The sequence below is a fragment of the Dyella marensis genome, from assembly GCF_049532885.1.
GTDB classification, from domain to species: Bacteria; Pseudomonadota; Gammaproteobacteria; order Xanthomonadales; family Rhodanobacteraceae; genus Dyella_D; species Dyella_D marensis.
The window spans coordinates 1,148,679-1,162,979 of sequence record NZ_CP064029.1 but is presented as its reverse complement, the minus strand read 5'-3'; the positions used below and the strand labels follow the sequence as shown (position 1 = coordinate 1,162,979).

Genomic DNA, 14,301 nt, shown 5'->3' with positions numbered 1-14,301 from the left:
CAGGCAGGTGCCGGGCGTCGGCCTAGCATGGGCCTTGGTTTCCAGGGAGTTCCAAGCATGCCAGGGCTGCCGCCACGCCATCTGCCGCCGCGGGGAGTGACGCTGATCGAGCAATTGTTCGTGCTTGCGGTCGCCGCCGTCCTGGCCTGCATCGGCCTGCCTTCGCTGCGGCGCCTGCAGGCCAACACCGAATTGCGCAGTGCCCAGACCGGGCTGATCGCCCTGCTCAACCACACCCGGGCGCTGGCCGTGCAGACCGGCCGGGTCGCGCTCGCCTGCCCCACCCGCGACGGCGACCGCTGCAGCGACGAAGCGGGCTGGGATGGAGGCTGGCTGATCGGCCTGCGCGGAGACCGGCCGGGCCAGCTCGAAGGGCCGCCGAAAGTCCGCCGCGCCAGCCCTTCCAGCCAGCTGAGCATCCGCAGCCCGCAAGGCCGCCGCAGCGTGCAGTTCCAGGCCGATGGTTCGGCGGGCGGCAGCAATATCACCTTGCTGATCTGCCATCGCGGTATCGACGGCCGGGCGTTGAGCGTGAAGGTGTCGAATGCGGGGCGTGTGCGTGGCGGCAAGGCCACGCCGGCGCAATTGCACCAGTGCGCGGGCGCATAAAGCCAGCGGCTATGATGCGGCTTTACTTGGACGAAGGAAGGTCATGAACCTCTCGCATCGCACCTGGTTGGCCGCAGCCCTGACCGCAAGTCTGGCTGGCTGCCATCACGGCCCCACGGCACCGTCCGCCGATGGCGGCACGCTCAAGGAAGGGCTGACCGTCTACGCCAGGCACGCAACCATTGGATGCAAAGCGAAGGAGGACCTGGAGACAGCGGCGGGCTTTGCCAAGCAAGGCGACAAGGCCGGGTTCTTCAACTACATCAACGGACGCTGCGCCGCTTTCGACAAGCCCGAGGCGGTGAAGATCGCCCGCATCGAGCAGGGCACGAGCGAGCAGCTGGTGCTGGTGAAGGGGCTCGATGAGCCTTCCGATCCTTCTCAGCCGAGCGAGCTCTGGATGCGCAACACGTCGTTGACGGTGAACAAGCAAGTCCAGCCTTAGGACCAGCCGGGCGATCTTCGCCGGCGGGCTTGCGGCGATCCGGATGCAAAAGGACTTGCCACGAGGCAAGTCCTTTTGTCCGGCGACCGATGGCAGCGTACGGCCACCGTGCCCGCCCGAAGCAGCCCGCGCTACTTGCCGCGGGTCAACGGCAGCACACTCTCGCGCAGCACCTTGTACTCGGCGTCCACCACTTCCTGGTTCGGATCGTGCCCGGAATGCTCCAGCAAGACCCAGCCCTTGTGCGGCGCGGTGATCGACTCGTAATACCGACGCGCCATCTCCGGCGGCGCCAGCAGATCGTGCGCGCCTTCGATGAAGTAAACCGGGATGGCGAAGTCCGTGCCCAGCTTGGGCAGGTCGACCTGCGACAGCATGCCGTCGCCGTGCATGCCGACAAAGTTGAGGAAGGAATAGTCCTCGCCGGCTTCGTAATCCGCTTCCGCCTTGGGCGTGGTGTAGGCAGGCGCGCGATGCCAACTGTCCGGTGGCGGCAGCGTGACCTTCGCCTCGTACTTGCGGATGATCCGCCGCACCTTTCCGAAGCTGCGCGGATCGGTCCACGGAGGCGTTCCGACTTGTTCGAGTACGGCCAGTGATTCCTTGTCGTTCGCGCTGGTCGCCAATGCAAGGAGCTTCTTGTAGCTCTCGCCCTGGGTTTCCACGGAATTGACGACCTGCGACGTGCCCACGTAGGCGTAGAACAATTCCGGATGCGCCTTGGCCATATGCACGGCGAGGATCGAACCCCACGAACTGCCCCACAGAATGACCTTCCGCTTGCCGTAGCGCTTGGCCAGATAAGCGGCCAGCTCGTTGCCATCCTCGGCCATGCGCTCGATGCTGAGCTTCTCATCCGGCGCCGGAGGACTGCGCCCAAAGGTCATGCCGGAACCGCGCTGGTCCCACTGCACGACGATGAAGTCGCGCTGCCCGGCACCGTAGACGCTGTCGGAAATGCCGCTGAGCGGATTGCCGGGGCCGCCACTGATGAAGAGCAGCACGGGACTGGCGCAGCTATCGCCCTTCGCCGTCACCCACTGCTCGATGCCGCCGATGACGACGAAGCCTTCGTCGTCGACCTTGGCCGGCTTGCCCTGGCACGAAGGCGAAAGGCTCACCTTCTGCTGCGAGCCCTTGCCCGCCACCTCGGCACAACCCGCCTGCGGCACCCACGCCAACACCGCCAGCCCCAGGGCCAGCACACTCCACTTCGTCATCGTCTACTTCCCCTGTAATGGCTGATGTGCCAGCTCAGCGGGAATATACCGTGCGGCGCAAGGCACGCGCGGCGCACCGGGGCATCAGCGCGAGCCAAGCTAGAGCTTGTTTGGATCTATCGATCGCAGACAAAAACAAAGGGCCGCGATTGCTCGCGGCCCTTTGCGGTATATGGCGCCCGATGTTGGACTCGAACCAACGACCCCCTGATTAACAGTCAAGTGCTCTAACCGGCTGAGCTAATCGGGCGGGGTGAGTCGCGTAGTTTGAAGTCAGCTGTCCGGGCTGTCAAGCCTGACAGCCCGGGGCTGGAAACTTCCTGCTCAGTGGGAGAGCACGCGATAGCACGGCACGTAGGCCGCGCCGCCAGGCAGCTTCATGCGGTGCTGCACGACGAAGGCCTGCAGCAGTTCGTCCAGGGCGCGCATGATGTCGGCTTCGCCGTCGATGTCGAAGGGGCCGTGCTGTTCGATCGCGCGCACGCCCTCCTCCTTCACGTTGCCGGCGACGATGCCCGAGAAGGCGCGGCGCAGGTCGGCGGCCAGTTCGTGGCGCGGGCGGTCGCGGTGGATGGCCAGGCCGCGCATCGCCTCGTGGGTGGGGCGGAACGGGATCTGGAACGAGTACGGGATGCTCAGCGCCCAGTTGAAGAAGAACGCGTCCTTGTTGTCCAGGCGGTGGTTACGCACCTTGTCGATGCCGCGCACCATGGCGTGCGCCACGGCGGCAGGGTTGTCGACGATGATCTGGTAGTGCTGCGCCACGCTGTCGCCCAGGGTGAGGCGGAGGAACTTGTCGATCTGCTCGAAATACGCAGCCGACTGGCGCGGGCCGGTGAACACCAGCGGGAACGGAATGCCGGCGTTGTCCGGATGCAGCAGGATGCCCAGCAGGTAGAGGATTTCCTCCGCCGTGCCCACGCCGCCCGGGAACACGATGATGCCGTGGCCGATGCGGACGAAGGCCTCCAGGCGCTTCTCGATGTCCGGCATGATCACCAGGTTGTTGACGATCGGGTTCGGCGATTCGGCCGCGATGATGCCCGGCTCGGTCACGCCGATATAGCGGTTGCCGCGGCGGCGCTGCTTGGCATGCGCGATGGCGGCTCCCTTCATCGGGCCCTTCATGGCACCCGGGCCGCAGCCGGTGCAGATGTCCAGGCCGCGCAGGCCGAGCTGGTAGCCCACCTGCTTGGTGTATTCGTACTCGTCGCGCGAGATCGAATGGCCGCCCCAGCACACCACCAGGTTCGGGTCGATCTGCGGCTTGAGGATGCGCGCGTTGCGCAGGATCTCGAACACCGCGTGGGTGATGCCGACGGTGTCGTCCAGGTCGAAGCCGCCCTGCTCCAGCTGGGTGGACACGTAGACGATGTCGCGCACCACGGCCACCAGCAGCTCGTTGATGCCGCGGATGATCTGCCCGTCCACGAAGGCCTGCGCGGGCGCGTGCTGCAGCTCGATCTTGATGCCGCGGTCCTGCTGCAGCACCTGGATGTCGAAATCGGGGAACTGCTCGAACATCGAGCGCGGGTCGTCGCTGATGTTGCCCGAGGTCAGCACCGCCAGCGCGCAGCGGCGCAGCAGTGCGTGCATGCCCGAACCGCTGGCGTCGCGCAGGCGCGCCACCTCGTTGCGGGACAGGATGTCCAGGCCGCCGGCGGGCGAAATGCGCGCGCTGACGGTGGCCTGCTTGCCGGACTTGCCGGCGTGAACGTCGTTCATCGAATCTCCTTCGGCCGCGGAACCGCGGCTACACACCGCCCAAGCTGGGGCGGCCGGCTAGCTTGGCCCCGGCGAACCGGGCCGGTCAACCTCCCCCCATAAAAAAACCGGCGCCCCGAGGGACGCCGGTTTTCTGTCTGCAACGAGCAGCTTGGCTTGAAACGTCCGGCTTAGAACGTGTAGCGCAGGCTGAGCATGGCGGACCAGCGCGAGGCCGGGTTGACCTTGGTCGCGCTGTTGTCGGTGGAGCTGTCGTAGATCGTCTTCTGGCCCGGCTGGTAGTTGCCGTTCGGGTCGGTCGGCAGGGTGTAGATGTACTTGCCGGTGGCCTTGTCGACGCCCGCGAAGTTCGCCAGCGTGCGGGTGTAGGGGAAGCCGACGTAGTTCTGCTGGCCCCACTTGTCGTTCACCAGGTTCAGGACGTTGTAGATGTCCAGGCGGATCTCGCCCTTGTTGCCCTTGAAGATGCCCGGCACTTCCTGGCTGAAGCTCAGGTCGAGCTGGTTGACCCAGGCCGACTTGGCGGCGTTGCGGCCGGCGATCTTGCCCTGGTGGTCGCGCAGGTAGTCGTCGCTCTTGATGAACGCGTAGAACTGCTGCTCCAGCTTCGCGGCCTGGGCCGGGGTCGGCGCCGAGATGATCACCTGGCCCGGGTTCGGGATGAAGACCAGGTCGCTGCGCGAGTAGGAGTCGCCATTGGCGTCGTTGCCGAACACCCAGCTGTAGGGCACGCCCTTGTGGCCGTCGTAGAACAGGCTGACGGTGGTGGCGTAGTTGCCGAAGAAGTTGTGCGACCAGGCCACCGAAGCATTCACGCGCAGCGGCACGTTGGTGTTCGAGGTCGAGGCGACGTCTTCGTTCGGGTTGGTCCAGGCGCTGTTGCTGAAGTTCGAGGTGGCCTGGCTGGAGGTGCCCGGGTTCACTTCGGTGGCGTGCGAGCCGGTGACGCTCAGGCTGGCGGCCCAGCTGTCGGAGAACGGCTTGCTCAGCGACAGGGTCAGCGACTCGGCCTTGCCCTTGCTGGTGTTGGTCAGGTAGGTCACGCCCTGGGCGAAGCGGGCGTCGGAACGGATGCGCGAGTTGTTGACGATCGCGCCGCCGGTCACCGTGCCGTTCGGGTTGGTGCCGCAGTTGGCGCCGGTACCGCCGCCGACCGACTGCGCACCGCCGATGCAGCCGTAGTACGTGAAGCGGCCATCCGGCAGCACGCCCGACGGGGCACCGATGTTGAGGTTCTGGTACAGGATGCCGTTACGCGTCTCCAGGCGCTGGTATTCCGCGGTGGCGATCACGCCCCACCACGGCAGCTCGCGGTCGATCGCCAGCGAAGCCTTCCACACGCTCGGCAGCTGGAAGTTCGGATCGATCGAGTCCACCGCCATCTGCGGGGTGACGCCGGCGCCCGAGGTGTTCTGCTGCAGCGGGTTGGAGCTGAACGGCGGGCACGGCACGTTGTTGTTGTTGCCGAAGCGGCACAGGCCCGAGGTCTGGCGGTCGTACTGGTAGGTGACGATGTTGATGCCGTTGTTCTGGTACGGGTTCGTCATCCACACGGTCGGCGGGCTGGACTGGAACAGGCCCACGCCGCCACGCAGCTGGGTCTTCAGCTCGGTGTCGAAGGTGTAGTTGAACGAGAAGCGCGGCTGCACCAGGGTGCTGCCATTGATGGTGCCGGCATTGCTGAAGCCGAAGCGCTGCTGGAACGTGGCGTTGTACAGCGGCTTGTCGTCGGTCATGTAGTGATTGACGCGGAAGCCGTACTGCACCGACAGGTTGTTGTTGACCTGCCAGGTGTCCTGCAGGAACACGTCGCGCTCGCGCAGTTCCCACTTCGCCGCGATGCCGTTGATGTCGTAGCCCGGCGCCGGCTGGTACAGGCTGTAGCTGGAGTACAGGCCCTGCTCGATCGCCGGGATGCTGTTGAAGGTGTACGCGCCGAACTCGGTGCGGCCGAACAGGTTGTAGATGCGGTTGCGGCTGTAGTCGATGCCGCCCTTCACCGTGTGGTCGCCCAGGTACAGCGTGCCGGCCCAGAAGCCGCCCAGGTTCTTCACCTTGGCCGCGTTGTAGTGGCTGAACTGGTCTTCGCCCAGGTTCACCGTCGGGGCGGAGGTGCTGGTGACGTTGCTCGCGCGCACCGTGATCTGCGGCTGCTGGGTCGACACCGTGCGGTGCAGGTAGAAGTCGCTGTACGAGAGCTTGGTCTCGGACGAGAAGATGTCGCTCCAGTCATCGAAGAACTGCAGCGTGTAGTTCTTGTTGTCGGTGGCGACGTTGTACCAGTAGCTGCTCAGGCCGATCGAGTTGGTGCTGTTGCCCTGCGGGTTCGGCTTGAATTCCTTGGTGCGCTGGTAGGCGAAGCTGGCACGGTGGTGGTCCGTGATGTTCCAGTCCAGCTTGGCCAGGTAGCGCTTATCGTCCAGGGTGCCGGCATTGGCGCCGAGGCTGCCCGGGGTCAGGCCGAGGCGGGTCGCGGCATTGGTGATGCGCGCCAGGTCGCTGGGCGAGATCTTGTTGCTGGTGGAGCCGCCGGTCAGCGTGCTGTCGAGGCCGTTGGCGGCGCCCGAGCTCAGGCCGGTGACCTTTTCCTTTTCGTAGCTGGCGAAGAAGAACAGCTTGTCCTTGATGATCGGACCGCCGAAGGTCACACCCGCCTTCCAGTTGGTGTCGAACTCGGTGTAGTCGCGGTTCTTCTGCAGCCAGCCGGCCTTGCCGACCATGTCGTCGGTGTTCTTGTAGGTGTAGTACACCGAGCCGTGGAAATCGTTGGTGCCGCTCTTGGTGACGGCATTGATTTCGGCGCCGACGGAGTCGGAGGTCACGTCATAGTTGGCGGTGGAGATCGAGTATTCCTCGATGGTGTCCATCGCGATCGGCGAACCGACGGTCGGCAGGCCGCTGCCGTTCAGGCCGAAGGGGTCGCCCACGCCGAGGCCGTCGACCTTGATGCTGTTGAGGCGGGCGTTCTGGCCGTTGGCCGAGATGGCGCCGGTGACGTGGTCCACGTTCACGCGCGGATCGAGGCGGGCGATGTCGGCGATGTTGCCGCTCGGCGCCGGGGTCATCTTGAGCTGGCGCTGCGACACGTTGGTCGACAGGCCCTTGTTCTCGGAGGTGAAGAGCTGCGAACCGGCCGTGGCGGAAACGGTCACGCCCTCCAGGTTCTTGGCGGCGACGGCGGCGCCGACGGTCAGGTTCACCGCGGTGTCCTGCGACAGCTGCAGGAAGACGTTGTCCTGCTCGGTGGTCTGGCCGTCCTTGGTCACCTTGACGTCGAACGGACCGCCCACGCGCAGGCCCGAGGAGGCGTAGCGGCCATTGGCGTCGGTGGTGACGGTCTTGGTGGTGCCCGACGGCTCGTGCACGATCTGCACGGTGGCGCCGGCAACCGGCTGGCCATTGCCATCGAGCACGCGGCCGCTGATGGAGGAGGACGTGTCCTGGGCGATCGCCGGCACCGACATGGCGAGCATCGACGCGATCGCAAACGGCAGGACCTTGGCACGAATTCGGCTATTCACTGTGATTGACCCCTTGGGCGCGCAACTTAAAAAAACTGACGAGCGGAAACCAAAAATGCCGATGCCCGGCTCCAGCCAGGCAGTGATTCCACGCAGATTGGTTTCCCCGGAATGTTTTGTAGCTGTCCGAAGCTTTGCTTGGTGCTGCTTTCTTGTGGCGAGACCGCCCCGCCTGCCAACAAAGTGTTAAACGGACTTTAACGGCATTCTATGACACTTATGTAACGGTTTCACGTTCTTTTTATCTCTGCGCCGCCCCATACCACTGCAGTGGAGTGCGACACAAGTGACGATAAAACAGTTACTTGACCACGGAGGTACTTAAACCACCAGCCTTCGTCCCCTGGGGTCCGGCACGGCCGCGGCACATGACGGACCAACGAAAGCTTAAGTCAGGCTAGCAGCCTGACTTGGGCTACGGCATAAGAACTTTCCCTAGGATTTACCCAGGTAACGCGCCCGCTTGGCGGGCTTCAAGGTAGCCAGGTCCAGCATGACCAGGCCATCGACGCAGCCCGAGAAGCTCGGGTCTTCGCCGAAATCGAGGAACTGCACGCCTTCCGGCTCCACCAGGTCCACGTACTGGCGGTACAGCACCGGCAGGCTGACGCCCAGCGCATCCAGATGGTGCTTGAGCTTGCCCAGGCCGGCGGCCGGATCCAGGCCTTCCAGCGCAGCGCGCACCAGGTCGATCACCGCCGGCGAAATCACGAACGGCTGGCGCGCGGCGGCCAGGCCGGTCACGCCGAAATAATGCTGGTGCGCCGCGGCGATCCACTCGCGCGCTTCGCGCGGCAGGCTCACCGACATGCTGACCGGACCGAACAGGTAGCGCAGGTCCGCGTGGCGCTGCAGGTACAGGCCGATGCCCTGCCACAGCTGGTCCAGCGCACGCGAACGCCAGTAAGCCGGCGCGATGAAGCTGCGGCCCAGCTCCAGGCCCTGTGCCAGGCGCGATTCCAGCGCCGGCGAATAATTGAACAGGCTGGAGGTGTAGAGGCCCTTCATGCCGCGCTCGGCAATGATCTTGCCGCCGTGGCCGAAGCGGTACGAGCCGACGATGCGCAGCGCCTTCGGATCCCACAGCACCAGGTGCTCGTAGTGCGGGTCGTAGACGTCCAGGTCGCGCCGCGCGCCGGTGCCCTCGCCGACCCGGCGGAAGGTGAGCTCGCGCAGGCGGCCGATCTCGCGCAGCGCCGCGCTGTCGGTGGCGCCCTGCAGCAGCAGCACCTGCTTGCCGTCGTTGAGGTCGGCGAGTTTTTCGGCGCGCGCGGCGAGATCCGCCACCACGCGCTCGGTCGGTTCCGGATGCGCGATCGGCGCCTGCCCGCCGAAGATCAGCCCGCGATGGCGGCCCACGCGGTACACGTGGCGGCGCATCAGCTTGGCGGCGCGCTGGGTCGAGCCCTCGCTGCGCTGTTCGAGCTCGTCCGCGCTCACCAGGGCGCCGACGCTGAAGCCGATGCGGCGCTTGATCGGCGCCACCGCTTCGCGCGGCAGCATCGCGGTGCTCAGCGGCTTGGCCAGCATGGACAGGCCATAGAACATGGTGGAATTGCGCGCGGCGACGTGGATCGGCAGCACCGGCGTCTTGCTGCGGAAGGCCAGGCGCGCGAAACCGTCGGACCAGCGCCCGTCGCGCACGCCGTCCGGGCGCATCCGCGAGACTTCGCCGGCCGGGAACACGATCAGCGCTTCGCCGCGGTCCATCGCGCGGAAAATTTCGCGCATGCGCGATGCCGCGCCCTTGCCGAACACGTCGACGTGCAGCATCAGGCGATTGAGCTGCGGGATCGATGCCAGCCAGTCGTTGCCGAGGATCTTGACGTCGCTGCGCACCGAACCGACCAAGTGCAGCAGGGTCAGCGCATCGACCATGCCCAGCGGATGATTGGCCACCACCAGCACGCCACCCTCGACCGGGATGTTCTCGCGCTCGCGCGGATTGACGTAGTAGTTCGCCCCCAGCACTTCCAGCGACTTCTCCACGAAGTCGAAACCCTCGGCTTCGCCGATGGCCGTGAGGACACGATTGAAACCGCCTTCATCGGCGAGGCGGCCCAGCAGGCCCGCCGCCGAACGCAGCAGACCGGGATGCTGAGCCAGCCATGGCAGACGTTCAGTGAGGGTCTGTTCGACGCTTAGCATGATCGTCTCCTTAACGACTTCGCCCATGCTCGCCGCGGATTATGACAGCAAGGTGATCCCGGGAGGGCAAGCCGTTCGGCACGGGTATTTATATCGAGGGAATCGTACCGAGCAAATCTGCCCGGATCGTTTCAAACGGCGAGATGCAGATACGCCGCCAGCCCGCCCAGGAACATCTGCACCGACAGCGCGATCAGCAGCATGCCCATCACCCGCTCCAGCGCGGTGAGCACGCTCTCGCCGAGCCAGCGGAACAGATAAGTGGAGCACAGCAGGATGACCGCGGTCGCCAGCCAGGCGCCGAGCAGCGCGATCGCCCAGTCGGCGGTGCGGCCGGGCTGCGTATTGGTGAGCAGCAGCAGCGCCGCCATCGCCGACGGGCCGGCCACGCCGGGGATCGCCATCGGCACGATGAAGGGTTCGCCTTCGCCGGACTTGCCGAAGATGCCGCCGCCGTCCGCCGGCGGAAACACCATGCGGATGCCGATCAGGAACAGCACGATGCCGCCGGCGATGCTGATCGATTCCTGCCGCAGCTGCAGCAGCTTGAGCAGATGCTGGCCGCCGATCAGGAAACCCAGCAGCACGCCCAGCGCGATCAGCAGCTCGCGCACCATCACGCGGCGCCGGCGCTTGGGCGCCACATCCTTGAGCAGGCTGAGGAAGATCGGGATATTGCCCAGCGGATCCATGATCAGGAACAGCAGGATCGCCGCCGACAGCGTGGTCATCTGCGTTTCCATTTCAGCTCCCCTGTACTGCGCGCATGCGTTCAATCATGGCGCAGGTCGAGCATGCCGCCGCGCGCCGCCGCGCCCTGCGGGCTGAGCAGATAGACCGCCGCTTCCGCGGTGGCATCCGGCAGCGGCAGCTTGCTGGTGTCTTCGCCGAAATACGCCTGGCGGCGCAGCGCGGTGCGCATCGGCGCCGGCAGCAGCGCGTGCGCGCGCAGCGGCGTGTGCTCGGTTTCCTGGTGCAGGATCTCGACGAAGCGCTCGGTCGCGGCCTTCGACACGCCGTACGCGCCCCAGTGCGCCTTGCGCACCAGCTCGGGGTTGTCCAGCACGAACACCACGGCGCTGTCGGACGCGGCGGTGAGCAGCGGCATGCAGGCCTGGGTCAGCGCGAACGGCGCGGACACATTCACGTGCAGCGCGCGCAGCCATTCGTCCGGCTTGTGCATGCCGATGGGCGTAAGGCCGTCGAAACTGGCGGCGGCATGCACGATGCCGTCGAGGCGGCCGAAGTCGCGTTCGAGGCCGTCGGCGACGGCCTGGTAGTCGTTCGGCGTGGCGGCTTCGAGGTCCAGTGGATGGATCACCGGCTCGGGCAACTGCGCGGCCACCATCGCGTCGTAGAGCTGTTCGAGCTGGCGCTTGCGCCGGCCGGTAAGCACCACGGTGGCGCCCGCGCGCGCCGCGGCATGCGCCACCGCGCTGCCCAGGCCGCCGTAGGCGCCGGTGACCAGGATCACGCGATGCGCCAGCGAACCCGGCTGCACCGACCAGCCGGCAGGAAGGCGAACACTGGCCAGCGTCATGCCTGCGACGCCCCGCTGACGTCGAGCACCATGCGCGCCAGCTCGCCGGAGGCCTTGAGGTCTTCGACGATGTCGCAGCCGCCGATCAGCTCGCCCTGGATGAACAGCTGCGGGAACGTGGGCCAGTTGGCGTAGTGCGGCAGCGCGGCGCGCACTTCCGGATCGGCCAGCACGTTGACGGCATGCACCTCGGCGCCCGCCTCCTTCAACGCCTGCGCGGCGCGGCTGGAGAAGCCGCACATCGGGAACTGCGGCGTGCCCTTCATGAAGAGCACGATGGGGTGCTCGGCGAGCACGGCCTTGATTCGCTCGTTAACGTCCATAGCTCGGGGATTCATCATTACAATGCGGCAAGATCGGTAGTGTATCAGTCGCGCACCGGCCCGCCGTCCCGCGGCGCCCGCCGCGACTTTCCTTAGCCAACCGCCCAGGAGCCTCCCATGGCGTTCGAACTCCCCCCCCTGCCCTACGAAAAGAATGCGCTCGAGCCGCACATCTCCGCCGAGACGCTGGAGTACCACTACGGCAAGCACCACCAGGCCTACGTGACCAACCTCAACAACCTGATCAAGGGCACGGAGTTCGAGAACGCCTCGCTGGAAGACATCATCAAGAAGTCGTCCGGCGGCGTGTTCAACAATGCCGCCCAGGTGTGGAACCACACCTTCTACTGGAACAGCCTCAGCCCCAAGGGCGGCAACGAGCCCAGCGGCAAGCTGGCCGACGCCATCAACAAGGCCTTCGGCTCGTTCGAGAAGTTCAAGGAGGAGTTCTCCAAGTCGGCGGTCGGCAACTTCGGTTCCGGCTGGACCTGGCTGGTGCAGCGTCCGGACGGCTCGCTCGGCATCGTCAACACCTCCAATGCCGCCACGCCGATCACCGGCAGCGACAAGCCGCTGCTGACCTGCGACGTGTGGGAACACGCCTACTACGTGGACTACCGCAACGCCCGCCCGAAGTACGTGGAAGCGTTCTGGAACCTGGTGAACTGGGACTTCGCGGCCAAGAACCTGGCCTGATCCTTCCAGGGTCCGCATAAAAAAACGGAGCCGGCGACGGCTCCGTTTTTTTGTGGTGCCTGCCGCGCGGCCGGTCAGCCCAGCATGCGCACCGCGGGCTCCGCCTGCGCGTCGCGCTCCAGCGCGCCGGCCAGGTCGGCCAGCCGCTGCGCCATCGACTGCGCATCCGTCGCGCACACCGTTGCATGCCCCACCTTGCGGCCCGGGCGCGGCTGCTTGCCGTAGTCGTGCCAGTGCCCGTCGACCGCGCGCAGCACCGGCGCGGCATCGGGCAGCTCGCCGATCCAGTTGAACATCGCCGACAGGCCGCGCGCGCCGGTGTCGCCCAGCGGCAGGCCGAGCACGGCGCGCACGTGGTTCTCGAACTGGCTGGTGATGGCGCCTTCGATGGTCCAGTGGCCGGAGTTGTGCACGCGCGGCGCCATCTCGTTGCCGAGCAGCTGGCCGTCCTTGACGAACAGTTCCAGCGCGAACACGCCCACGTATTCCAGCCGCTCGGCCAGCGTGCGGGCCAGCGCGGTGGCGCGCCGCTGCAGGCCGCCGACGGCGGGCGCCGGGGCCAGGCTGAGCGAGAGCACGCCGTCGGTGTGCCAGTTCTGGGTCAGCGGCCAGGTGCGGAAATCGCCGTCGCGGCCACGCACTGCCACCACCGAGAGCTCGCGCTCGAACGGCACGAAGGCTTCCAGGATCAGGCCATGCGCGGCGGCCTGCGCGCCCAGCGCGGCCCAGGCCGCGTCGGCGTCGGCCGTGCTGCGCAGGCGGAACTGGCCCTTGCCGTCGTAGCCGAGGCGGCGCGTCTTGAGGATGGCCGGCGCGCCGACCGTGGCCAGGGCGCGATCGAGATCGGCGCGAGTGTCGACCGCCATGAAGGCCGGCGTGTCCAGGCCGCACTCGCGGAACAGGGTCTTCTCGGCCAGCCGGTCCTGCGCCACCGCCAGCGCGCGCGGGGCGGGAAACACCGCCACGCGCTCGGCCAGCCAGTGCGCGGTTTCGGCCGGCACGTTCTCGAAATCGAAGGTGACCACGTCGACCTGGCGCGCGAAGCCTTCCAGCGCGGCGTAGTCGGTCCAGTCCGCCGCCAGCAGCGGCGCGACCTGGGCGGCGCAGGCGTCGGGCGCGCTGTCCACCACCAGGGTCTTCACGCCCAGCGGCGCCGCCGCCAGGGCCAGCATGCGCGCCAGCTGGCCGCCGCCGAGGATGCCCAGCACGGGTTGGCGGCGCGCGCTCATTGGCGGGGGTCCGGGTTGTCCAGCACGGTCTGCGTCTGGCGGGCGCGGAAGGCGTCCAGCGCGGCCGCGAGTTCCGCGTCGTGCAGCGCCAGCACGGATGCGGCGAGCAGCCCGGCATTGGTGGCGCCGGCGCGGCCGATGGCCAGGGTGCCGACCGGGATGCCGGCCGGCATCTGCGCGATGGAAAGCAGGGAGTCCATGCCGTTCAAGGCCTTGGACTGCACCGGCACGCCCAGCACCGGCAGCCGCGTCTTGGCCGCGAGCATGCCCGGCAGATGGGCGGCGCCGCCGGCGCCGGCGATGATCACCTGGATGCCGCGGCCCGGGGCCTCTTCGGCGTACTGGAACAGCAGGTCCGGCGTGCGGTGCGCGGAGACCACGCGCACTTCGTGCGGCACGCCCAGCTCGGTCAGCACGCTGGCCGCATGCTCCATGGTTTCCCAGTCGGAACGGGAGCCCATCACTACGCCCACCAGCGGCGCCTTGCCTGTCGAAGTCATGGTCCGGCCATCCAAAAGGGGCTATTGTACGGGCCTTTCCGCGTCACCACACGACTCCCTACATGGACAAGCGCCTGCTCGACATCCTCTGCTGTCCGGTCAGCAAGACCCCGGTGCGGCCGCTCGGCAAAAGCGAGCTGGACGCCCTCAACGCCGCCATCGCCCAGGGCCAGGTCGACAACGTGGCGGGCGCCCGGGTGGAGGCCTCCCTGCAGGAAGGCCTGATCACGGTCGACCGCAAGGTCATCTACCGCATCGACGAAGGCATCCCCGTGATGCTGCCCGAGGAGGGCATCGGCACCACCCAGCTGCGGGATTTCCCCGCGGCGGCCTGAGCCAGGCCGG

Annotated in this window: 13 protein-coding genes and 1 tRNA gene; 4 read left to right on the top strand and 10 right to left on the bottom strand. The window is 66.8% G+C overall.

Features of this window, described 5'->3' with window-relative positions; translation table 11 throughout:
- Positions 1-57: 57 nt before the first annotated feature.
- Both ISN75_RS05010 and ISN75_RS05005 read left to right on the top strand, forming a co-directional pair.
- Positions 58-609 carry a GspH/FimT family pseudopilin gene (locus ISN75_RS05010; protein ID WP_343820841.1) on the top strand — a complete coding sequence of 184 codons (552 nt, stop codon included), beginning with the start codon at positions 58-60 and terminating at the stop codon, positions 607-609.
- A gap of 43 nt (positions 610-652) precedes the next feature.
- On the top strand, positions 653-1,054 hold the full coding sequence (locus ISN75_RS05005; protein WP_167252203.1) for a hypothetical protein: 402 nt from the start codon (positions 653-655) through the stop codon (positions 1,052-1,054).
- Between the two features lie 131 nt (positions 1,055-1,185).
- Here ISN75_RS05005 and ISN75_RS05000 read toward each other — a convergent pair whose 3' ends face one another.
- The 8 genes from ISN75_RS05000 to grxD all read right to left on the bottom strand — a co-directional run bounded on the left by ISN75_RS05000 (position 1,186) and on the right by grxD (position 11,531).
- On the bottom strand, positions 1,186-2,274 hold the full coding sequence (locus ISN75_RS05000) for an alpha/beta fold hydrolase (RefSeq protein ID WP_167252204.1): 1,089 nt from the start codon (positions 2,272-2,274) through the stop codon (positions 1,186-1,188).
- Positions 2,275-2,447: 173 nt separating this feature from the next.
- A tRNA-Asn gene (locus tag ISN75_RS04995) sits at positions 2,448-2,524 on the bottom strand.
- A gap of 74 nt (positions 2,525-2,598) precedes the next feature.
- A complete protein-coding gene (gene ppnN / locus ISN75_RS04990) occupies positions 2,599-3,999 on the bottom strand; it encodes a nucleotide 5'-monophosphate nucleosidase PpnN (protein WP_167252205.1) in 1,401 nt (466 codons plus the stop codon).
- Positions 4,000-4,169: 170 nt separating this feature from the next.
- Positions 4,170-7,520 (bottom strand): carboxypeptidase regulatory-like domain-containing protein, encoded by a 3,351-nt coding sequence (locus ISN75_RS04985; RefSeq protein WP_168649046.1) that lies wholly within the window; start codon positions 7,518-7,520, stop codon positions 4,170-4,172.
- A gap of 435 nt (positions 7,521-7,955) precedes the next feature.
- Complete coding sequence (locus ISN75_RS04980; RefSeq protein WP_167252207.1) at positions 7,956-9,668, bottom strand: lysophospholipid acyltransferase family protein; 1,713 nt, start codon at positions 9,666-9,668, stop codon at positions 7,956-7,958.
- 131 nt (positions 9,669-9,799) lie between these two features.
- The gene (locus ISN75_RS04975) at positions 9,800-10,399 is read right to left on the bottom strand and encodes a YhgN family NAAT transporter (RefSeq protein ID WP_167252208.1); all 600 of its coding nucleotides are present in this window, start codon (positions 10,397-10,399) and stop codon (positions 9,800-9,802) included.
- 41 nt (positions 10,400-10,440) lie between these two features.
- Positions 10,441-11,208, bottom strand: a complete 768-nt coding sequence (locus tag ISN75_RS04970) for an SDR family NAD(P)-dependent oxidoreductase (protein WP_343820845.1) — start codon at positions 11,206-11,208, stop codon at positions 10,441-10,443.
- On the bottom strand, positions 11,205-11,531 hold the full coding sequence (gene grxD, locus ISN75_RS04965) for a Grx4 family monothiol glutaredoxin (RefSeq protein WP_026633449.1): 327 nt from the start codon (positions 11,529-11,531) through the stop codon (positions 11,205-11,207). The genes ISN75_RS04970 and grxD overlap by 4 nt, the downstream gene beginning before the upstream one ends.
- Before the next feature lie 117 nt (positions 11,532-11,648).
- Between grxD and sodB the strand changes: the two genes are divergently transcribed.
- Positions 11,649-12,227, top strand: coding sequence for a superoxide dismutase [Fe] (gene sodB / locus ISN75_RS04960; RefSeq protein ID WP_167252210.1), 579 nt, complete (start codon positions 11,649-11,651; stop codon positions 12,225-12,227).
- Positions 12,228-12,301: 74 nt separating this feature from the next.
- Here sodB and ISN75_RS04955 read toward each other — a convergent pair whose 3' ends face one another.
- Together ISN75_RS04955 and purE are read right to left on the bottom strand one after the other, a co-directional pair.
- A complete protein-coding gene (locus ISN75_RS04955; RefSeq protein WP_343820848.1) occupies positions 12,302-13,456 on the bottom strand; it encodes a 5-(carboxyamino)imidazole ribonucleotide synthase in 1,155 nt (384 codons plus the stop codon).
- Positions 13,453-13,956, bottom strand: a complete 504-nt coding sequence (gene purE / locus ISN75_RS04950; RefSeq protein ID WP_167252212.1) for a 5-(carboxyamino)imidazole ribonucleotide mutase — start codon at positions 13,954-13,956, stop codon at positions 13,453-13,455. Before purE ends, ISN75_RS04955 begins: the two co-directional genes overlap by 4 nt.
- Positions 13,957-14,018: 62 nt before the next feature.
- Between purE and ISN75_RS04945 the strand changes: the two genes are divergently transcribed.
- A complete protein-coding gene (locus ISN75_RS04945) occupies positions 14,019-14,291 on the top strand; it encodes a Trm112 family protein (RefSeq protein WP_167252213.1) in 273 nt (90 codons plus the stop codon).
- Positions 14,292-14,301 lie beyond the last annotated feature (10 nt).